The following is a 20,288-nucleotide window of genomic DNA, read 5'->3' as shown; positions in this document are numbered from 1 at the left end:
ATGCCCACCGCGGCACGTCGTGTCGACGAGCACGTCTGATCCACGCCGGTCTCCGCACGCCCCATGACCGTAACGCGTTCTGCACCGACGTCGATGTCCAACGGTGCCTACGCGCCGCGAAGCTCTCTTCACCGAACTGCTCGACCAAGCCGTGGACAGCGACGAGGTGAAGCGTGGGCTCAGCGAGACGTCCGCGGTCACGGCGGACGAACTGCGTGAGCGGTGCCTGTCGCAGCAGAGCCGCATGTGGGACGAGCTCGGATTCCGGGCGACGGAGTTCGACGAGGCCGCGCAACGGTGGGAGCGGCTGGAGCGACTGCACCGTCCTGGCCGCTTCCTGCGTTGGTGGCTGACTTCCTCCCGAGCACAGGTCACACTGGCCCTCCTGGGGCTGATGGCCATCGCCTACGGGTTCTGGAGGAGCGTGCCCAGCTCCGCGGGATTCCGCCCTCATGAGGGCGGACTGCTCTTCGCGATGCTGCTGATGTGTGCCGCGATCCTGTCGGTGTTGCTGTCGAAGGATTTCCTGGGCATCTTCCCGAAGCACCGCATCTGGATCCCGAGGCTGATCGTCAAGCTGGATCCGGCATTGCTGACAGGTCTGAGCATCGTGGTCTTCTTCTTCGCCATCACCCGCGTCATGAACGAAGACGCGCTGCGGCTGCTGGGAGGTTTTGACCGCGCCGGACTGCTCGGGCCGACCTGTCTGTTGATGGGCGTGTTGTTCGGTGCGCCGTTCATCGTCGACGCGTTCAGACGTCCGGCGCGACGTGGCCGGTGGGGCAGCCTGTTCGCCCTCGAAGTCGTGTTGTTCTGCGCGCCGGTGCTGTTCCTGCTGGCGGACGGAACAGGTGCCCTGGCGATCGACATCGCTCAGCCCGACCTGCTGTCCGTCTTCGGTGGAGAGGGCTTGATCGTCGTCGCGGCGCTTGCGGCGACGACCGGCGGGCGCATTCCGACCGCCCAGCGCGTCGAGGAGGCGCACGTCGTCAGCCGCGGCGCGGTCGCGACGAAGCTGACCGAGTCGCACATCATGCCGTTCCTCCGGGTCGATCTCAGTCGGCACAACGAGGACTACGGCGTCCAGATCGACATTCGGGACGCGCCGGGTGTGAGTCAGGTGTTCGACGCGCTGTACCGCGTGCCGACCGCGGCGGCGAGAGAGGTTGCCGCACTGCTCAACGGGATGCCCGGTGGCAGCATCGGACTGGCTGGGGCCAGGGGCTCGGGCAAGACGACCTTGATGGAGTCCTACTGCACCGGGCAACGCGGCGACGACACGTTGTCGACGATGGTGGCCGCACCGGTGGAGTACTCCGCGCGAGAGTTCCTGCTGCACCTGTACGCCAAGGTGTGCCAGGAGATCCTCGGGGCGGAGCACGATCCTGTCCGGCACATGCACCGGCTGACGATCGCCAGGCAGTCCCGCCAGGGCGTGGTCGCCGTGATGGTGGGACTGCTGTCGACAGTCGTCGGCGCGGCGCTGGTCACCTTTCCTGAGCTCCAACAGGTCAGTTCTGCCCAGCTGTGGGGCGTGCTGCTGATCGTGACCGGTGGCGGCGTGATCTTGTCGTTCCTCGGGCTGACCAACTCTCTGCGCCGATCAGTGGCGGCGCCGCGCACGTTGGAGGAGCGCGCCGCCGAGAGGTTGGAGGAGATCCGCTACCAGCAGTCGTTCACAGCCACCCTGACCGGGACGACCAAGCTGTCCGTCGGCATCGAGGGGGCGCTGAGCCGTGCACGGGGACTGACCCGGCAACCGATGAACCTGCCGGAGATCGTGGACTCCCTGCGGACCTTCCTGGCGGAGGCGAGCACGGTCCGCAAGCGAGTGATCGTCGGAATCGACGAGCTGGACAAGATGAAGTCCGAGACCGCCGCGGAACAGTTCCTCAACGAGATCAAGGGGGTGTTCGGCATCCGGGGCTGCTACTTCCTCGTATCGGTCTCCGAAGAGGCGATGAGCACGTTCGAACGGCGGGGGTTGCCGTTCCGGGACGTCTTCGACAGCACGTTCGACGAAATCGTGTGGTTCGAGCACCTCACCACCGCCGAGGCGATCACGACGATCGATCGCAGGGTGCTGATGCCCATCCCCTTCAAGCAGCTCTGTTTCACGCTCTCGGGTGGCCTGCCGCGCGACCTGATCCGAGTGGTGCGGACGATGCTGGACAGGCAGGACGAGCATTCGACCGGCCTGTCCGTTGTCGCACAACGACTCGTGGCCGACGACGTGCGGCGGAAGACCCGTGCGGTCGCGGTGGCCGCGCGGCGCATCCAGGACGGCGTGAACGTCGGCCGGTTCCTCGTGCTCTGCGATCGCGTGAAGGACGTGCGGATCGACTCGAGTGCGCTGCGTCGGCTGGTCACCGAAGCCGTGCCGGACGAAGTGGACGACACCACGAAACTGATCGGTGAGCTGGTGTGCTTCTTCTACTACTCGGCCACGGTGCTGGACTTCTTCCACGTCCAGCCCGACGAGCAACGGTGGCGGGAGGCGGGTTCGGACAACGGGCGGGGACTCGCCGAACTCGCGAGGGCGCGGCAGGCGTTCTCGGCGAGCACACTCGTTGCCTGGGAGGGTGTTTCGAAGTTCCGCAGGTCCTGGTACATGGACGAGATCCCGTATCCGGCGGGCCTGCTCGCCACTGCGGGCTCGGTGTGAGACGGCCTTGGCGATACCCTCATGTGGCCGGGGAGGACGATCATGCGCGGGCGGGCTGACGTACGAATTTCGGTGCTGGACACCTCACCGATCGTGCAGGGGTCCACACCCAGACAGGCGCTGCGCAACACGGTGGATCTCGCGATCCTGGCCGATGCCTTGGGCTATCACCGCTACTGGGTGCCCGAACACCACGGCATGCGCGGCGTCGCCGGCTCCGCACCCGCTGTTCTAGTCGGGCACCTCGCGAACGCCACCCGGCGCCTGCGCGTCGGCGCGGGCGGGGTGCTGCTGCCCAACCACGCTCCCCTCGTGGTGGCCGAGCAGTTCGGCACGCTGGCCGCACTCCATCCTGGACGGATCGACCTCGGTCTCGGCCGGGCGCCGGGCGGACCCCGGCACGCCGTGGACGCGGTCCGCCCAGAGGCGGAGCGGACCGCGAAGACCTTCCGCCAGCAGCTCGACGAACTCCAGGCCTGCTTCACCCCACCCGAGGGTGCACAGATCCAGGCGATTCCAGCCCTCGGGGGCAACGTCCCGCCGATGTGGCTGCTCGGCTCCACGACCACCAGCGCCGCGCTCGCCGCCGAACTCGGCTTGCCGTACGCCTTCGCCCATCACCTGAACCCGGCCGCGGCAGTGGACGCGATGCGCATCTACCGGGACCAGTTCCGCCCATCCGGGCACGCCACGTCTCCGACGACGTTGGTCAGCGTCTCCGTCATCGCCGCCGAGGACGACGACCGCGCCGAATGGCTCGCCGGGTCCACCCGGTTGAAGATGCTCAGCCGGATCCGCGGGAACCGCATCCTGCTGCCGAGTCCCGAGGACGCGGCCGCCTGCTCCTACACCGAAAACGACCGCGCGGAGATCGTCTCCCGCTCCGGCGGCGTCCTCGTCGGCAGCACCGAGACGGTGACCGAGAGCTTGCGAACGGTGCTCGACGACACCGGTACCGAGGAGCTCATGGTGGCCACGCCGGTGTACCACCACGCGGATCGCCGTCGTTCCTACGAGCTGATCGCCTCCATCGCCTGCGGGCTCCGGAGTTCCGCGGCGGGAAGGGCCCGTTGACGAGTCAGGACGTCGGCGGGGGCCAGCCGATGTCACCTTCGATCATGCGGCGCGCGAAGTCCGCCGCCTCGTCGACGAACTCGTAGTGGCGCGCCGCGTTGCCGCGGAAGTCGCGGTCGGCACCGTCGCCGTCACCTTCGTCGGTGTCGATGTCCTCGAGCTCCTCCATGTCGAGGTGGGTGAGGAACGCGACCAGCTCGGGTCGTGTGGCGCTCGCTGATGCGATGTCCTCCCGGATGCGGGTGGGAAATCCGCTGGAGTACCGCGCACCGTGGTACTCGTCGACGATGCCGAGGAAGACCGCGTCGAGGCTCGGAAACGACGCCTGGTCGAGGACTTCGACCGGCAGCGGCGCACCGTACTTCCGCGCATGCGCGTTCCAGCAGTCCTGTTCCAGGTCGAGTTCGAGCAGCCGCTGAGCCGCTCGGGAGGTGGCCAGGTCGGCCAGACCGTCGTCGCCGATGACGTTGTCGTGCAGGTTCAGCTCCCAGAGCTGCGGCAGCACCGCCCACGAGGCGAGTGCTCTCGCGCCACGCGACCCGACGCTGTTGTAGGCCAGCGAGATGCCGTGCAGCGGGGGAGCCGAGGGCGTCGAGGCGAGGGATTCGACGTCGTCATCGCCGAGACCGCACTCGGTGACGTCCAGAGTTCGCAACGTGCGCCAGACCGACGCCTTGCGGAGCGCTGCGGGCCAGCTGCCCACGGGATTGTGCGACACGTCGAGGAAGCCGAGCCCCAGTAGCCGTTCGGACCTCATCAGCGCGATGAGCCCGTCCTGTCCGAGCCCGGTCGCCGCCATGTTCAGGTACGTCAGCTTCGCGGCGTTGTCCGACGAAGCCCAAGCCTCGGCGCCGGTGTCGCCGACCGGTTGGACGCTGGGGCACCCGTAGTACGGCGAGCCACCCTTTCGGCCCTTCAGGTCGAGGTGCTCCAGCGCGGGGAGCCGGACGTCGGTCGCCAGCTGCCGCGCCCCGTTCGCGCCGAGGCGGTTGCGGCTCAGGTCGAGGCGGCGGAGGCGTGGAAAGGCTTCGGTGGCGACGAACGCCGCCGCTGTCACGTCCGTGGCGACGAGGTCCGCGAGCGTCAACTCCTCGATGTGATCGTGGTCGACGGCCTCCAGCACGCGGGCGATGGTCGGGTCGCCGACGGGCAGCAGTTCGAGCGTCAGCTCAGTCAGCTGACGCAGCACGCCGCTGGCGACGACGGCGTCAACGCCGCGGGCACCGAGCCCTTCGCGACCGAGCCCCATCGTGGTGCCCCGCACCGTGAGGTCCCGCAGGCCCGCGAGATCGGCGCGCGCGAAGAACGCTTCGCCGGCGTCGTCGTCCTCGTCGATGACGTTGCCGAAGTACGGCTTCCACAACGGCTGGCGCCCGTTCCTGCCGCAGCGGAACCCGATCGCGAGTCGATCCAGCCGGGCGAGTTCCGGGCAGTCGGCGAGTTCCTGCGCCTCGTCGACGCCGCACACCAGGACATCTGCGGAGCGCAGGTGCGGCACCAGTCCCGAACGGATCAAGTGGACGAGGTCCGGCGCACGTAGTCCCGCGTGCCGCAGCCGCCACGGCTGCCCGGCGGGCGGGCGGAACGGCGGCTTCTCGAAGTGCCACATGTTCTCTCTTGCGGTGACCAGGTTCAGCGATTCGATCCGCGTGATGGCGGGGTTGCCCGCGAGCTTCGCGAGCAACTCGTCGTCCATGTCGGTGAGGCCGCCGGTCTCGATCGCACGCAGGTCGTCCCAGTGGCCCATCGTCTCGACCAGTGCCGCGAGGTGATCGCTCGCGAACCAGCCGAGGTCGAGGTGGGTCACGCCGCGCACTTCGGGTTGAGAGCGCGGGTCCGGCAGGGCGGGATCGAGGGTGCCGTTGTGCGTTGATCGCAGCGCGAGCGACCGGACGAGCGGCCATGTCGGCTTCGAGTGACCGGCGTCCAGCGCGGCGAGCCACGACCACGGTGCCTCTCGCACCGCGTCAGGCCACGAAGCAAGTCGCTCGGCGCACCGCGGCACGAGGTCGTGAGGACTTCCCGATCGCCCGACAGCAGCGCAGAGTGCGCGGAACGCGAGTTTGCTGGGCGGACCGCTCAGCAGTCGCTCGATCTCGGCTTCGTAGTCGATCACCGTCGCAACCTACTGCCGCGGTTCGTCGCCTGACTCCGGAACGTGCAACGGCCACACCTCGACAACCCCCTGCGCGACCGCGCACGGAGTCCCCGACACGAGCTGGACGGCTTCCTCCAGCGTGGCCGCCTCGATGATCGCGAACCCGGCAACAGGGAAACCGGACGACGCGAAAGCGCCGTTCTCCACGGCGACGCCGGCACCGTCGTGGTTCCGCACCTGCACGGGCGAACCGGCAACCCCCATGACAACGCCCGCCGCACGCAGGCGGGCGTCGTGCGCGTGCGCCTGGTCGCGCACCGCCGCGTCGGTGCGGTCGTACCCTTCTCGGTCGCCGTACCCGATGGTCACGAACTTCGGCATGACGCCTCCTCTGATTGATGCGAACTGCGACACCCGTACTGACCTCACCAGCGACCAGAACTCATCGGTGCGTCCGAAGATCCGCGACAGCACGGTGAGGTTCTACGAGCGCCGTGGCCAGGTGACCCCCACCGCCCGCACCCCGCGGCGGCTACCGCCCGACGCCACTCAGCTCGACGTGGACGAGCTGGGCGGCGCTGGCCGACCACTGATCGCAGCAACTCGTTTGCGCGCAACAGGTTCCTTGACACGCACCTCACGTCATTCATACATTCGGTGACACTTTGTATGAATGACGTGGGGAGTTGGTCCGAGTGGAGCTCGGCAAGACCGCCGTCGTCCTCGGTGGCAGCGCCGCCGGTCTGTGCACCGCGGGGGCGCTCGCCCCGTACTTCGACCAAGTGCTCGTGCTGGAACGCGATGTGCTCCCCGCGGAAGCCGAGCACCGGCGTGGCGTGCCGCAGAGCAAGCATCCGCACTTCCTGCTGAACTCCGGCCGCCGCGCGATCGGGGAGCTGTTCCCCGGCTTCGAGGACGACCTCATCGCCGCTGGCGGGCTGCACCTGATGCCGTCCATGGACGCCGCCTACCTCGACGGGGAGGGCTGGTCGGCGCGCAAGCGCGGCGCGATGACGATGATCTACGGCTCGCGGATCCTCATCGAACGCGTGCTGCGCGACGAGGTGCGCGCGCTGGGCAACGTCGTGATCCGCGAAGGTGTCTCGGTGAACGGCCTGACCGTTCAGGGTGGCGGCACCCGCGACGGCGCGGTCACCGGGGTCGACTTCTCCACGTACACCGGCGACGAGCACGTCGACGCGGACTTCGTGGTGGACGCGATGGGCCGCGGCTCCTCGGTCGGCAGCTGGCTGGTGGCGGCGGGGTGGCCGGAGCCCGAGGTGCGGACACTCGACGCCAAGGTCACCTACACCTCGCGCTGGTACGAACTGCCGTCACCCGCGGAGCGACCCGCGTCCTGGTGGTGGCAGCACCTGGTGATCATGCCGACGCCGGACAAGGGCGAGCACCCCGCCGAGCACGAGTTCCTGGTGAACTTCTTCCCGATCGAGGGGAACCGCGTCATCGCCTGCATGGGCTCGTGGGGCATCGAGATGCCGCGCACCACCGACGCGTTCGTCGAGTCGGCCCGCCGGGTGCGGACGCCGTTGTTCGCGGCCGCGATGGACCAGAGCACCCCGACCTCGGAGGTGCACCTGACCCGGTCGACCGGCAACAAGTGGCGACGCTACGACCGCTGGGCGACACCGCCGAAGGGGCTGGTGTTCGTCGGTGACTCGATCTGCGCGTTCAACCCGTTCTACGGACAGGGCATCAGTTCCGCGGCGATGTCGGCGCTGTTGCTGCGCGAGCACCTCTCCCGCGCCCGGCAGCTCGACGCGGGGTTCTGCTCGCGGTTCCTCGCGGCGCAGCGCAAGGAGCTCACCGTGCCGTGGTCCTTGGCGATGGCCAGGGACCAGGGCTACGAGTGCGCGGTGGGCACCGAGCAGGTGCCCGAGTGGCGACGGCGCATCCTCGCCGCCGTGTCCGGCCCGGCGTTCAGCCTCATCGTCGGTGCCGCCCGCGAGTACGAGGTGGTCGACGAGCACTTCGCCAAGGTGTTCAACCTCGACGAGTCGCTCAGGGACATGATGACGAACCCGCGGGTGCTCGCGGCACTCGTGCGCTATCGCATCCGCACCGCGCTGGGACGGCACCGGGTTCCGTTCGGGTTCGACCCTCAGGCCGAGCCGCCGGGCACCGACTACTCACCGGCCGACGCCAACCGCGCCGCCTCCCCCGCGGCCGCGCGATGAGCGCGGTGTGCGGACCTGAAGCGGAGGCCGTCACCCGCGGCCTCGGCTTCGACTGCCACGACGTCTCCCCCGTGGTCTCGGTCCGCTTCCCCTGGGACCTCGCGCACTGGACGATGCCGCTGCTCGAGCTGCTCGTCATCGCGGGCGCCGTTTTCGCGCTGGTGCACGCACTCCGCCGCCACCGCGACGGCGATCCGGTCAACCTGGCGCTGTGGTGGACCTCGCTGGTCTACCTCGTCGTGGTCGAACCGCCGCTGTACTTCCCGGAGTGGTTCGGCCTCGACCAGCAGTACGGCTTCATCTTCGCCCACAACCAGTTCACCGTGCAGTTCATGTGGGACCGGCTGCCGCTTTACATCGTGGCGTTCTACCCGATGATCAGCCAGCTCGCCTACGAGCTCGTGCGGTCGCTCGGGATCTTCCGGCACCGCGGTGCACTGGCCGGGTCGGTGGCCGTCGCCCTTGCCTGCCAGGTGTTCTACGAGATCTTCGACCACATCGGACCGCAGCTGAAGTGGTGGGCGTGGAACCCCGGCAACCACATCGTCAACCACCCCGCGCTCGCGGCCGTGCCGATGACCAGCATGCTGCTGTTCGCCTCCGTCTCGTTGGCGGCCATGACCTACCTGGTCGTGCGCCTGGTCGGCAGCCCAGCCGCGGACGGCGGCCCGCGCCGCGGCCGGTCGCTGGTGCTGCGCATCCTGGTGGCCGGCGTGCTGACGCCGCCGACGATGGCGATCGCCGGCCTCCCGTCGAGCCTCTTCGGCGGGGAGAGTCCGAACGCCACCGCGCAGGCCTGGGCCCTCGGTGTCGAGCTGGCACTGGTCTGGCTGGGAGGCGCCTGGGTCGTCGTCTCGCACCTGCGGTCCGCGGATCGCGGACCGGACGAGCCCCTGTCCGACTTCGCCCGGTACTACCCCGCCGCCTATCTGGGTGTGCTGGCGGTGTGCTGGATCGGCGCCCTGCCTGCGTACCTCGCCGCGGACAACGGCATCACCGCTGACGGCACCCCGATCGGCAGCGGACCTTACGCGCTCGCCTGCTTCATCGGGGCCGGTCTGCTGGTGGCCGCGCTGCATCGCGTGCACCGCAAGGCACCTGCCACCGTCTGAGGTAGTCCTCTCGGGGAAGATGGAACGCATGGGGCACCACGGATGGCAGGGCAACCCACCCGGCACGGAGGACGAGGCACGCCGCCGGATCGTCGAGGCGGCGACGGCGTGCATCGACCGCTCCGGACTGCCCAGGACCAGCCTCTCCGACGTCGCCGCCGAGGCCGGGGTGACCCGGCAGACCGTCTACCGCTACTTCCCGAGCCTGACGGACATCCTCAGCGCCGTCGCACTGGCCCGCGTCGAGGAGTTCGCCGAGCGGATGGAACGCCACCTGGCGTCGTTCGGCAGCGCCGCCGAGGTCGCCGTGGAGTCCGTGGTGTTCGGCGTCCGGACGGTCCCCGGCGAGCCCCACCTCGGCCTGCTCCTGCAGGCGGGCGAAACCGACTTCTTCACCACCGCGGTCACCTCTCCCGAGTCCTTCTCGCTCGGCGCGCGCATCCTGCGCAACGTGCCGGTCGACTGGGCCGGTGCCGGCGTCACCACCGACGACGACCTCCGCGGGCTCGCCGAGATCCTGATGCGACTCTTCATCTCGTTCCTGCAGCACCCCTCGACGCCCGCGCTCACCGACGACCAGCTGCGGGCACTCGTCCGCCGCTGGATCGGACCGGCGCTCCGCGGCTGACCGCGCCGGGCGGCGTCAGCGTGCGTGCGCGGTCATCAGCAGGTCCCTCGGCGCGTAGGTGCTCTTGACCACCGGCCGCATCGGCCTGCCGGCGACCGGCCGCAGCCGCCACCGGCTCGTCAGGGTCGCCAGCACGGTGACCATCTCGGTCATCGCGTACCCCTCACCGACGCACTTCCTGGCGCCGCCACCGAACGGCAGGTAGGCGTGCCGCGGGATGCCCGCGGCGTTCTCCGGCAGCCAGCGGTCGGGGTCGAAGTCGTGCGGCCGCGGGTAGAACCGCGGGTCGTGGTGCACCCCGTAGGCGCTGAAGAACACGTCCGCACCCGCGGGGATGTGGTGCCCGCCGATCGTGCAGTCCACAGCGGTGTTGCGGGTCAGCAGCCACACCGGGGTGAACGTCCGCAGCGTCTCCTTCAGCACCCGGCGCAGGTAGTCCAATGTGGACAGGTCGGCGAACGTCACGGGCCTGCCACCGAGCACCTCGTCGACCTCGGCGTGCACGCGCGACTCGACATCGGGGTGTGACGCCAGGACGTGGAAGAACCAGCTCATCGTCGTTCCGGCGGTCTCGAGGCCCGCGCTGAACATGGTGATCAGCTCGTCGCGGACCTCCCGGTCGCTCATCGTCTCACCGGTCTCGGGGTCCGTGGCGAACATCAGCGACGAGAGCAGGTCGCCGTGGTCCGTGCCCGCCGAGCGATGGGCGGTGATGACCGAGTCGACGAGCTCGAAGAGGCGGCCCTGCGCCTCGTTCGTCCTGCGGTTGATCGGGAAGGGCAGCTCGTGCACGAAGTCGACCGGGAGCAGCGCCCGCCTGCCGATCGCGCCCAGCACCGCCGGAATCGACCCGTGCAGCTCGGCGGCGACCTCCTCCCAGTCGTCCACCGCGAACAGCGTGCGGGTGAGGATGTGCAGCGCGATCCCGGCGGTGTCCGCCTTGACGTCGACCACCTGGCCGTCCCGCCAGGAGTTCGCCGTCGTCTCGGAGACCTCGCGCATGACGTCCGTGTAGTCGGCGATCCGCTGGTGGTGGAACCCCGGCTGGACCAGCCGCCGCTGACGGCGGTAGTAGTCGCCCTCGGACGCGAAGATCCCGTTGCCGATCATCTTGACGGCCTGCTCGCACATCGGCCCGCCCTTGGTGAACCTGGTGCGCTGGACCGTCAGCATCTCGTTGATCAGGTCCGGGTCGTTCACCATGTACGCGGGCTTCGGGCCGAGCTGGAACCGCACGACGTCGCCGTGCTCCCGGATGGAGCTGACGAACTCACGCGGGCGCAGGAGCATCTGCGCGGCGTGGCCGAGAAGTGGCAGCCGGCGGGGCATGGTCGCCATGGGCATGTCGGTGAACCTCAGATCCGGACGTCGAAAGAGCCTGCGACCCTGGGGTGATCCAGGTCGTAACGCTGGTTGGCCGTCGAGCCGAACCAGTAGTGCAGCGCGAACGCGATGCCCTTCACGGCCGCCACGAACCGCATGGCGTCGTCCGTCCGGTCCCGCAGGTCGAGGCGGTCGAGCACGGCGGGCAGCTGCTGCTCGGCCCGCATGAGCGTCAGCTGGCGGTCGCGGTGCATCCGCATCGCGCGGTCGACGGCCTGCTCGGTCGTGTAGCCGAAGGTGTCCATCAGCACCGGCACGATGTTGCAGCGGTAGCCCTCCAGCTCCTCCTTCTCGAAGGAGTGGACGTCCTGGCCGATGCCCTGGATGTCGGTGCTGCACTCGACGATCTCGCGCATCACGTAGTGCTCGCGCAGCTGGTCGGGCAGGTGCAGGCCGAGCGCGGAGTCGAGGAACTCGGCCCACGCGGGCATGCCGACGGTCGCGCGGCGCATCGTGATGAACTCGAGCAGGTCGGGTGCGTCCTTCTCCGCGCTGTACTGCGCCTGGCGTTCGATGGCGTCGAAGTACTCGAGGAACCGGTCGGCGAGCCGTTGCCGCGCGATGGGGCCGCAGCCGCGCTCCAGCTCCGTCCACATCGAAGCGAGTCCGGCCATGAACGGGTTGTCCGAAGTGGACCGATGCGCGAACACCTCGCGCGCCTCGTCGCGGATGCCCCTGATCCGGTCCGGCGCGTCCGTGAGGTCGGCGTTGTCCATCTGGTCGTCGAGCAGCACGAACCAGAACATTCCCTGGTGCGCCAGCACGAGCTGGCCGAGGTCGGCGTCGGGCATGCCCGCACCGGTGATCGTGCCGAGGTCGAACGAGCGGAGCTGCTTCTCGTGCGCGTCGGTGGCCACGATGCCGAGCTGCCGCGTCCACCTCACCGCCTCTTCGAGCGCGAGCGGGGTCAGCGGGTTGACGACGTCGCCCGGCGGCTCGTGGAATCCGGGCAGGAAGACGCCGTGGTCGATGTGCGGCAAGGTGTTCGCTCCTAGTGGTTGCGTGCGGTGACCAGCGTCGCCAGAGCGACCAGCGGCTCGGCCGCGGCGGGCGACGGGTTGGGCGGCAGCGAGGTGGTCCAGTGCCAGAGCGACGTGCCGGTCGGCCTCCGCGCGTGCCCACGCGCGGCCGCCCGCCCGGTCGACGAGGTCGGCGATCTCGGCGAGCTGTCGTTCGTCGAGCGGGCCGCGGTAGAGCTCGGCGAGCTCAGGGCAGGTCGCCAGCGCGGCCGCGACGGGAAGGGACTTCCTGCGGGAACGCAGGTCGGACAGCACCGGTTTGCCGGTGACGGCCGGATCGCCCCAGATGCCGAGCAGGTCGTCCACGAGCTGGAACGCGATGCCGAGGTGTCTGCCGAACCGGCGCAGCGCCGCCGCCTGCTCGGTCGTGCCGCCGCCGCTGAGCGCGCCCAGCTCGCAGGCGCAGGCCAGCAATGCGGAGGTCTTCCCGTCCGCCATCGCGAGGCATTCTTCGACAGAAACGTCGTCGCGGCTCGAGAACGACAGATCCCGGCCTTGTCCTTCGACGAGCTCCTGCATCGCCCGGCAGAGGACCTCGACGGCTCGCGGGTCGGCTGCGATCGTCTGCACGGCGGCGACCAGCAGCGAGTCGCCGGCGAGGACGGCCGTGGGCACGCCGAACACCGACCAGGCGGACGCGCGGTGCCTGCGCGTCGGGTCGCCGTCCATCACGTCGTCGTGGACCAGCGAGAAGTTGTGGACCAGCTCGATCGCGACCGCGGCGTCCACAGCGGACTCCACGCGGTCGCCGACGGCCTGTGCCGACAACAGGGTCAGCGCGGGACGCAGCAGCTTTCCCGGCGATCCGTCGGCGGGACGGCCGTGTTCGTCGAACCAGCCGAAGTGATAACGGGCGACAGCACGAATGGAGGGCGGGAGTTCTTCCACGGCCTTGCGCAGGTGGGGCAGAACGGAGTCCAGGACGGCGCGCTCGTGTCCGTGGACGAGAGTGCGGGCAGCGCCGTGCTGGGTGAGTTCGTGCGGCATCGGGCGGAGTGCCCCCGTCCCATTGTCGGCGGGTTTGGACGACTAAAGCCGACAGAGGTGGAAAAGTGCAATTGAGATGGCCATCTGAGATGGCCATCACCCGATCAGCGCACCGTTTTTCAGGACATTTGTCTCACGCGCTGTCCAAATCGGACACTCGCCCCCGGCGGGTCAGTGCTTGATCTCGTCCAGGTGGAGCATCCGCGCGATCACGGTGTCGAGCTGGTCGTCGCTGAAGATCTTCTTCCAGTCGTCCTTGATGATCGTCTCGCGGCCGTAGTCCATCGCGATGAGGCAGGCGTCGGAGAACGGGTTGTCGCCCTTCAAGGTGTTCGCGAGAGCGACCTGGGTGTGCCCGAGCAGCATCGCCCGCGCGGCCGGCTCGGGAACACCGACGGTCTCCACCGTCTCCTTGAGCGCCTCGGTCAGCAGGGAGCCGATCATGCAGGCGACGGTCTCGACGAGCGTCGGCTCCAGGTAGGCGAGCTGTTTGACGGTCACCCAGTGCACGTCGAGCACGGGCGCGTACATCGAGCGGATGACGGCCTCGGCCGTCCGCGCGGCGGCAGCGGAGCCGGACTCCATCGCCGCGACCACGTCCTGTGCGGCCGCGATGCCGCCGAAGGTGTCCGCGTACTCCTCGGGCGTGGTCCGCTCGAGGAACACCGACGGGTGGCACGGGTGGGCGACCGCGAACTCGACGTCGTCGCGCTTGGCCAGCAGGTTCGCGTACGCCGCCGCCGGGTCGAGGGTGAGCACGATCGCGCCCGGCTTCACCTGCGGCACGACCTCCGCCGAGACCGGGCCGAGCGCGATGTCGGGAACCGCCAGCACGACGACGTCGGCGTCGGCGACCGCCTTCTCCGTGTCGGTCACCTCGCGCCCGGCGTCGCGCACCCGCTCCTGGCCCGCCGGGGAGTTCTCGCTGTAGAACACCGCGTGCTCGGTGCGCTGCAGGTTGTCGGAGATGCGCATGCCCATCTTGCCGCCTGCTCCGATGACGGCGATGGTCAGTTCTGCGGTCATGACTGCTTGCTCCTCAGGTAGTCGAGATTGTGGGCGGTCCACTGCTCTTCGAGCAGGCAGGTGTAGTCCGGCGATCCCTGCCACGGCAGCCAGTGTTCGATCACCTGGTTGATCCGCCGCGTGTCCACGACGTCGACCAGGTGGGCGTGGTCGAGAAGTCCCTCGCCCAGCGGGCAGCCGATCAGCTTGAAGCCGACCCAGCCGTCCTCTCGGGCGAAGGTGAAGTCCTTGACGTGGACGTTCACCACGTGCGCGGCGGTCTGGTCGATGACGGTGCGCGGATGTTCCAGTGCGGCAACGACGTTCGCCGGGTCGAGGCAGATGCCGATCCGCGGGTGGCCGATCCGCGGGTGGCCGATCCGCTCGACGAGCTCGACGAGCACGCCGGTCGGCACCTTCTCGTAGGTCTCCAGCGCCAGGGTGACGCCCTGGTCGACGAGCCGCGGGAGAACGAGGCGGATGCACTCCTCCGCCTCGGCAGGCGTCGAGTTGACCATGCTGCGGAGCGTGGTGGCACCGAGGATCTCGGCGATGTCCAGGTAGCGGCGCAGGTGCTCGGGGGCGAGACCTCGGGTGCCGAGCTCGAGCTCGATGCCCGCCTGGTCGGCCGCCGCACGCAGATCGCGCAGTTCGCCGGGGAGCATGGACTCGATGGCCTGGTAGTCGCAGATCTGCAGCAGCGACACGTCCGCGTCGGCGGTCCGGTCGAGCACGTCGAACAGGGTCAGCGGCTTCTCGACGCGGTCGGAGAGCTGCCAGAAGAACGCGTAGGTGCTCAGTCCGATCGTCACGTCCGCACCCCCACGACCTCGTCGAGCACGAACTCGAGCGCGGTCGGGTCGTGGGCGAAGCGGCCGAGGAAGAGGCCGTCGACGCCGTGCCGCAGCGCGGTGAGCAGACCGGGTCCGGCGCTTCCGCCGTAGATGACCCGGCTGCCCGGAACGGCGCAGACGTGCTCCCGGAGTGCCGCGCACACCGCGGAGACGTGGTGGCCGGGCGCCGGTTCGTCCGCGCCGATGGCCCACACCGGTTCGTAGGCGACGGTGATCGGGCCACCGAGCCGCAGTGCGGGCTCGAGCTGACGCAGGCACGTCCGGACGGCGTCGTCCGGTGACTCGGGGAACGCCTCTCCCACGCACAGCACGGGCCGAAGTCCGTTGCGCAGCGCGGCGGCCGCCTTCGCGGTCACGACCTCGTCGTCCTCGCCGAACAACCTGCGCCGCTCGGCGTGGCCCACCGCGGCGTACGTGCAGCCGATCTCCCGCAGCACCGCCGCACTCACCTCACCGGTGTACGCGCCCCGGTCGGCCCAGAAGAGGTCCTGCGCGCCGACCGCGACCACGCTGCCGCGCGCCGCCGCCGCCACCGGTGCCAGCTCCGTCAGGGCGGGGAGCACGAACAGCTCCGCCGCGCCGTCCCGCAGCGCCGGGTGCCGTTCGGCGATGTCCAGCACGCGGGCGAACCAGTCGAGGGTCTGCCGGTGGCCGAAGTACAGCTTCAGGCTGATCCCGATCACGACCGGGTTCACCGGGCGCTCCCCGCGCCGGCGCGCAGGCCGCCGTCGTCGTAGTCGGTGATGAGCTGGACCTTGTCGGCGGACGCCGACGAGGTGTCGAACCGGTAGGTCAGCCACTCGCGGGCGAGGCGGCGGGCCAGTTCGAGTCCGATGACCCGCTGGCCGAAGGTGAGCACCTGGGCGTTGTTGCTCAGGATCGCCCGTTCCACGGAGAAGCTGTCGTGCGCGGTCACCGCGCGCACCCCCTGCACCTTGTTGGCGGCGATGGCGACGCCGAGACCCGTCCCGCACACCAGCAGTGCGCGGTCGGCCCGGCCGAGTGCGACGAGCTCCGCCGCGGCCAGTGCGATCTGGGGGTACGGCGTCTGGCTGTCGGCGTCGACGCCGACGTCCTCGACGGACTCGACGAGGTGGCTCGCTTCGAGATCCCGCTTCAGGGCTTCCTTGTACTCGTAGCCCGCGTCGTCCGATCCGACGACGATGCGCAGCCTGTCGGTCACTGTCCTTCTCCTTCACCGAGAACGGTCGAGACGGCGCGCACGATGAGAGCGAGCGACACCGCTCCCGCGTCGGGAGATCCGACGCTGCGTTCCGCGTGCGGGCGGGCACGGCCGATGCGCGGCACGAGCGACGCGGTCGCCTCGGCGGCCGCCTCGGCCACGTCGGCCGCGGCGCTCCACGCGGCGGCGAGGTCCACTTCGGACTCGACGCGCGCGGCCAGTTCGGTGCGGAACGGGACGAGGACGTCGACCATGGTCTTGTCACCGAGCTCGGCCTTGCCGAGGCGCACGATCGCCGCCTCCGCCGCGCACACACCGGTGACCACGTCCGACGGCGTCGGCTTCGCTTCGTCGCCCAACTCCGCGCCGAGTGCGTGCAACGCGACGCCCCACAGCGCGCCGGACGTTCCTCCGGCCTTGTCGGCCCACGCGTCGGCGGCGCGTTCCAGCACGGTTCCCGCGCCCGCGCCCAGGTCGACCGCGTGCCGGGCGGCGGCGAGCGCCGCGGTGGCGCCGCGTTGCATCCCGATGCCGTGGTCACCGTCGCCGGCGATCGCGTCGATGCGGCCAAGCTCGTCCGCGTTGTCGTCGACCGTGCGCCTGATGACGTCGAATGCGGCGAGCACCCGCCGTGCGGTCCGTTGCGACGCCTCGGACGCGGCGGGCACCTGGTCGGTCCGGGTCTCCGGCGCGCGGTCGGTACCGACGGTCGCCGCCGACGCGAGCACCTTCCGGTACGCCGGGGTGTCCGCGGGTGCGCGCCAGTAGCCTTCGAGCTCGTCGTCGAGCCAGCACACCGACAGCGACACACCGGCCATGTCGAAGCTCGTGAAGAACTCCCCGACCTCGGGTTCCACCACCGTCACGCCCGCGGCGGCGAGCAGCCGCGCGACGCGGCTGTAGACGACGAACAGCTCCTCGTACTTGACCGAGCCGAGTCCGTTCAGCACGACCGCGACGCGCGTATCGGTGACGCCCAGCGGCTTCTCGGCGAGCACGCGGCCGACCAGCAGCTCGGCGAGACCATCGGCGGTGGGCACGTCCTGCTCGCTGATGCCCGGTTCGCCGTGCACGCCCATCCCCACGGCCATTCGCCCCGGTGCGACGGAGAACAGCGGCTCGGCGGCGCCCGGCAGGGTGCAGCCGGTGAAGGCCACGCCCATGGTGCGGGTGCGGGAGTTCGCGAGCTCCGCGACCCGCGCGACCTCGTCGAGCGGGTGGCCCGCGTCGGCCGCGGTACCCGCGACCTTGAAGACGATCAGCCCGCCCGCGACGCCGCGCCGGTCTGCCAGCCGGTCGGCCGACGCACTCGACACGTCGTCGGTGACGGTGACCGTGTGGCACGGGATGCCTTGCGCCACCAGGCTTTCCTGCGCCTGGCCGAAGTGCAGGACGTCCCCCGCGTAGTTGCCGAACGTGAACAGCACGCCCGCGCCGGTCTCGGCAGCGCGAGCGACCGAGCACACCTGGCGCGCGGAGGGTGAGGCGAAGAGGTTGCCCATCGCGGCACCGTGTGCGAGGCCGGGCCCGACGAGCCCGCCGAACGCCGGGTAGTGGCCGGAGCCCCCGCCGATGACGACGGCGACGGTGCCGGGCTCACCGCGCTGCGCCCTGACCACACCACCTTCGACACGGCGGACCCAGCGGTCGTGGGCGGCGACGAAGCCGTCGATCAGTTCGTCGGCGAAGGTCGTGGGTTCGTTGAACAAGAAGGTCATTGCGGATTCCCCTACGCCTTCACGAGCTGGTCGTCGGCCTTCGCGGCCTGGTCGCGGCGGCTGAGGGCGACGATGAGCACCGCCGACAGCAACATGAACACGCCCACCACGAACATCGGCACGACGTAGGAACCGGTCAGGTCGCGCAGCAGTCCGGTGACGTACGGGGCGGCGAACCCGGCGACGTTGCCCATCGTGTTGATGAGCGCGATCCCGGCCGCCGCCGCGATTCCGGACAGGAACCGCGTCGGGAGCGTCCAGAAGTTGGGCAGTGCCGCGAAGATCGCGCAGGCCGTGACCGTGATGACGGCGATGGTCGCGGCCGGGGATCCGGCGAACAGGGCGAGGGGGATGCTGACCGCGCCGACGACCGCGGGGATCGCGATGTGCCAGGTGCGGACGCCGCGGCGGGTCGCGTCACGGGACCACAGGTAGAGGACCACGGCGGCGGGCAGGTACGGGATCGCGGTGACGAGCCCCTTCTCCAGCAGGTCGAGCTTGGTGCCGAACTGCTTCTCGAAACCGGTGATGATCGTCGGCAGGAAGAAGGCGAGGGTGTAGAGGCCGTAGATGAATCCGAAGTAGACGAACGACAGCACCCACACGCGGCCGTTGCCGAACACCGACCAGATCGACGGGTGCGCGGTGCGCTCCTTGACCTGACGTTCCTTCTCCAGCGCACCGGTCAGCCAGCGCTTCTCGTCCGCCGTCAGCCACTTCGCGTCGGCGGGCCGGTCCGCGAGGTAGAACCAGGCGATGACGCCCACGACGATCGCGGGGATCGCGACGCCGAAGAACATGAACCGCCAGCCGTCGAGACCGAAGAACAAGCCGTGCTGCTGGATCAGCCAGCCGGCCAGCGGTGCGCCGAGCACGGTCGTCAGCGGCTGCGCCAGGTAGAACAACCCGAGGATCTTGCTCCGGTACTGCACGGGCACCCAGAGGCTGAGGAACAGCACGGCTCCGGGGAAGAACCCGGCCTCGGCGACGCCGAGCAGGAACCGCAGGGCCGTCAGCTGGGTGTAGCTCTGCACGAAGGTGAACAGCAGGGCGACGATGCCCCAGCTGACCATGATCCTGGCGAGCCAGCGCCGCGCGCCGAACTTGTGCAGTGCGACGTTGCTGGGGATCTCCAACAGGATGTAGCCGATGAAGAAGACGCCGGACGCGAAGCCGAACTGGGCGGCGGTCAGTCCGAGATCGGCGTTCATCCCGTTGGGAGCGGCGAAACCGATGGCGGTCCGGTCCAGGTAGTTGATGAAGAACATCAACGCCACGAACGGAACGAGCCGGGTCGCGACCTTGCGGATCGCTGACTTCCCGACGGCGGCCTCGGTGGGCGGCGGCGGTGCTGTGGTGGCGGTGTCCACGCTGACTCCTCGACTGGCTGGTCGGCCACGACGAGTGCCTGGCCGCTGGAGCAGGGAGTTGGGATGCATCGAGTATGTGAACAATTGGTCAACCTGTCAACCGGTTGACCAATTTCGAGGTAGCGTGAGGCTCCACACAGATCGACACCATCGAGGTCATTACCATGAGGAACGTGCCGGCTTTCGCGAAAGACCAGTCCATCCAGCTCCCTGCCGCCCTGGGAACCATGCCCACCGGATCGACGGTCTCCGAGGTCGCGAAACTCCTGCTCAAGCTCTTCACCAGCGGTGAGATCGAGCCGGGCACGCGCCTGCCGCCGGAGCGCGCGCTCGCCGCGTCGCTCGGCGTCGGCCGGTCCGCGGTGCGCGAAGCACTCGCCGCACTGGAGATCCTCGGCATCGTGATCGTGAAGGCGGGCTCCGGCACGTACCTCCGCGACAGCGTGTCCGAGCTGCTCCCCCAGACCCTGAGCTGGGGGCTCATGCTCGGCCAGCCCCGCACCCAGGAGCTGATCCAGGTGCGCCACGGCCTCGAGGTCTACGCCGCGCGCCTCGCCGCGGAGAACATCACCGACGAGGGTGTGGCCCGCCTGACCGGTTACCTCGACACGATGCGCGCCAGCAAGGACGACCTCGACCGGTTCGTCGAGGCGGACATGCACTTCCACCTCGAGATCGGCGCGATCGCGGGCAACGTCGTGCTGCAGCACCTGTTGCAGAGCATCCGCTCACTGCTGCGCGTGTGGGTCGAGCGCGCGCTGCGCGACCGTCCGCACGCCGACCTCGCCGTGGCGGAGCACCAGCTGATTCTGGACGCGCTGAAGGCGCGCGACGGGGACACCGCGGCGAAGGTGATGGGTGACCACATGCTGACCGCCGGGGCGCGTCTCACCGAAACGCGGACGACACCCGCCGGGGCGGCGGACTGAGCCCGGCGGACTTCCCGAGTGGGTTGCGGGGCTTGGTCCGGACCACGCGCGTCGTGCTAGGACCTAGT

General features: G+C 69.6%; 16 protein-coding genes. 6 read left to right on the top strand and 10 right to left on the bottom strand.

Annotation, left to right across the window (positions count from 1 at the left end):
- Positions 1 to 103: 103 nt before the first annotated feature.
- Together FKR81_RS02310 and FKR81_RS02305 are read left to right on the top strand one after the other, a co-directional pair.
- On the top strand, positions 104 to 2,665 hold the full coding sequence (locus FKR81_RS02310) for a hypothetical protein (RefSeq protein ID WP_146349216.1): 2,562 nt from the start codon (positions 104 to 106) through the stop codon (positions 2,663 to 2,665).
- A gap of 42 nt (positions 2,666 to 2,707) precedes the next feature.
- Positions 2,708 to 3,739: an LLM class flavin-dependent oxidoreductase gene (locus FKR81_RS02305; RefSeq protein WP_146349215.1), complete on the top strand. Its 1,032-nt coding sequence runs from the start codon at positions 2,708 to 2,710 to the stop codon at positions 3,737 to 3,739.
- 4 nt (positions 3,740 to 3,743) lie between these two features.
- Here the strand turns inward: FKR81_RS02305 and FKR81_RS02300 are convergent, their stop codons facing one another.
- Both FKR81_RS02300 and FKR81_RS02295 read right to left on the bottom strand, forming a co-directional pair.
- A complete protein-coding gene (locus FKR81_RS02300; protein WP_146349214.1) occupies positions 3,744 to 5,855 on the bottom strand; it encodes a leucine-rich repeat domain-containing protein in 2,112 nt (703 codons plus the stop codon).
- A 9-nt stretch (positions 5,856 to 5,864) separates the two neighbouring features.
- Positions 5,865 to 6,218, bottom strand: coding sequence for a YciI family protein (locus FKR81_RS02295; RefSeq protein WP_146349213.1), 354 nt, complete (start codon positions 6,216 to 6,218; stop codon positions 5,865 to 5,867).
- A gap of 314 nt (positions 6,219 to 6,532) precedes the next feature.
- Between FKR81_RS02295 and FKR81_RS02290 the strand changes: the two genes are divergently transcribed.
- Genes FKR81_RS02290 through FKR81_RS02280 form a run of 3 tightly spaced genes read left to right on the top strand, consistent with a single transcriptional unit; the run spans position 6,533 to position 9,772 of the window.
- A complete protein-coding gene (locus FKR81_RS02290; protein ID WP_146349561.1) occupies positions 6,533 to 8,032 on the top strand; it encodes an FAD-dependent oxidoreductase in 1,500 nt (499 codons plus the stop codon).
- Positions 8,029 to 9,144 (top strand): hypothetical protein, encoded by a 1,116-nt coding sequence (locus FKR81_RS02285; protein ID WP_146349212.1) that lies wholly within the window; start codon positions 8,029 to 8,031, stop codon positions 9,142 to 9,144. Before FKR81_RS02290 ends, FKR81_RS02285 begins: the two co-directional genes overlap by 4 nt.
- A gap of 28 nt (positions 9,145 to 9,172) precedes the next feature.
- The gene (locus tag FKR81_RS02280; protein WP_146349211.1) at positions 9,173 to 9,772 is read left to right on the top strand and encodes a TetR/AcrR family transcriptional regulator; all 600 of its coding nucleotides are present in this window, start codon (positions 9,173 to 9,175) and stop codon (positions 9,770 to 9,772) included.
- Between the two features lie 15 nt (positions 9,773 to 9,787).
- On the opposite strand, the gene FKR81_RS02275 is transcribed toward FKR81_RS02280, so the two are convergent.
- The 8 genes from FKR81_RS02275 to FKR81_RS02240 form a co-directional block, all read right to left on the bottom strand.
- On the bottom strand, positions 9,788 to 11,116 hold the full coding sequence (locus tag FKR81_RS02275) for a cytochrome P450 (RefSeq protein WP_146349210.1): 1,329 nt from the start codon (positions 11,114 to 11,116) through the stop codon (positions 9,788 to 9,790).
- Between the two features lie 11 nt (positions 11,117 to 11,127).
- Positions 11,128 to 13,161 (bottom strand): polyprenyl synthetase family protein, encoded by a 2,034-nt coding sequence (locus FKR81_RS44835; RefSeq protein ID WP_146349209.1) that lies wholly within the window; start codon positions 13,159 to 13,161, stop codon positions 11,128 to 11,130.
- A gap of 171 nt (positions 13,162 to 13,332) precedes the next feature.
- Complete coding sequence (locus FKR81_RS02265) at positions 13,333 to 14,187, bottom strand: phosphogluconate dehydrogenase C-terminal domain-containing protein (RefSeq protein ID WP_146349208.1); 855 nt, start codon at positions 14,185 to 14,187, stop codon at positions 13,333 to 13,335.
- Positions 14,184 to 14,978, bottom strand: coding sequence for a sugar phosphate isomerase/epimerase family protein (locus FKR81_RS02260; RefSeq protein ID WP_146349207.1), 795 nt, complete (start codon positions 14,976 to 14,978; stop codon positions 14,184 to 14,186). Before FKR81_RS02260 ends, FKR81_RS02265 begins: the two co-directional genes overlap by 4 nt.
- A complete protein-coding gene (locus FKR81_RS02255; RefSeq protein ID WP_146349206.1) occupies positions 14,975 to 15,715 on the bottom strand; it encodes a triose-phosphate isomerase family protein in 741 nt (246 codons plus the stop codon). Before FKR81_RS02255 ends, FKR81_RS02260 begins: the two co-directional genes overlap by 4 nt.
- Complete coding sequence (locus tag FKR81_RS02250; protein WP_146349205.1) at positions 15,712 to 16,203, bottom strand: ribose-5-phosphate isomerase; 492 nt, start codon at positions 16,201 to 16,203, stop codon at positions 15,712 to 15,714. The genes FKR81_RS02255 and FKR81_RS02250 overlap by 4 nt, the downstream gene beginning before the upstream one ends.
- Positions 16,200 to 17,921 carry a dihydroxyacetone kinase family protein gene (locus FKR81_RS02245; protein ID WP_146349204.1) on the bottom strand — a complete coding sequence of 574 codons (1,722 nt, stop codon included), beginning with the start codon at positions 17,919 to 17,921 and terminating at the stop codon, positions 16,200 to 16,202. The genes FKR81_RS02250 and FKR81_RS02245 overlap by 4 nt, the downstream gene beginning before the upstream one ends.
- 11 nt (positions 17,922 to 17,932) lie before the next feature.
- Positions 17,933 to 19,291: an MFS transporter gene (locus FKR81_RS02240; protein WP_235921233.1), complete on the bottom strand. Its 1,359-nt coding sequence runs from the start codon at positions 19,289 to 19,291 to the stop codon at positions 17,933 to 17,935.
- Between the two features lie 173 nt (positions 19,292 to 19,464).
- Here FKR81_RS02240 and FKR81_RS02235 point away from each other — a divergent pair, with 173 nt between their 5' ends.
- Positions 19,465 to 20,220, top strand: a complete 756-nt coding sequence (locus tag FKR81_RS02235) for a FadR/GntR family transcriptional regulator (protein ID WP_222598151.1) — start codon at positions 19,465 to 19,467, stop codon at positions 20,218 to 20,220.
- The last annotated feature ends 68 nt before the right edge of the window (positions 20,221 to 20,288 follow it).

The organism is Lentzea tibetensis, assembly GCF_007845675.1.
Classification (GTDB): domain Bacteria; phylum Actinomycetota; class Actinomycetes; order Mycobacteriales; family Pseudonocardiaceae; genus Lentzea; species Lentzea tibetensis.
This window is presented reverse-complemented; position numbering and strand designations above follow the sequence as displayed.

Coding starts and splice junctions, on each gene's coding strand:
- FKR81_RS02295 (WP_146349213.1), bottom strand. CDS start 6,218: ATGCCGAAGTTCGTGACCATCGGGTACGGCGACCGAGAAGGGTACGAC.
- FKR81_RS02245 (WP_146349204.1), bottom strand. CDS start 17,921: ATGACCTTCTTGTTCAACGAACCCACGACCTTCGCCGACGAACTGATC.
- FKR81_RS02265 (WP_146349208.1), bottom strand. CDS start 14,187: ATGACCGCAGAACTGACCATCGCCGTCATCGGAGCAGGCGGCAAGATG.
- FKR81_RS44835 (WP_146349209.1), bottom strand. CDS start 13,161: ATGCCGCACGAACTCACCCAGCACGGCGCTGCCCGCACTCTCGTCCAC.
- FKR81_RS02280 (WP_146349211.1), top strand. CDS start 9,173: ATGGGGCACCACGGATGGCAGGGCAACCCACCCGGCACGGAGGACGAG.
- FKR81_RS02305 (WP_146349215.1), top strand. CDS start 2,708: ATGCGCGGGCGGGCTGACGTACGAATTTCGGTGCTGGACACCTCACCG.
- FKR81_RS02275 (WP_146349210.1), bottom strand. CDS start 11,116: ATGCCCATGGCGACCATGCCCCGCCGGCTGCCACTTCTCGGCCACGCC.
- FKR81_RS02285 (WP_146349212.1), top strand. CDS start 8,029: ATGAGCGCGGTGTGCGGACCTGAAGCGGAGGCCGTCACCCGCGGCCTC.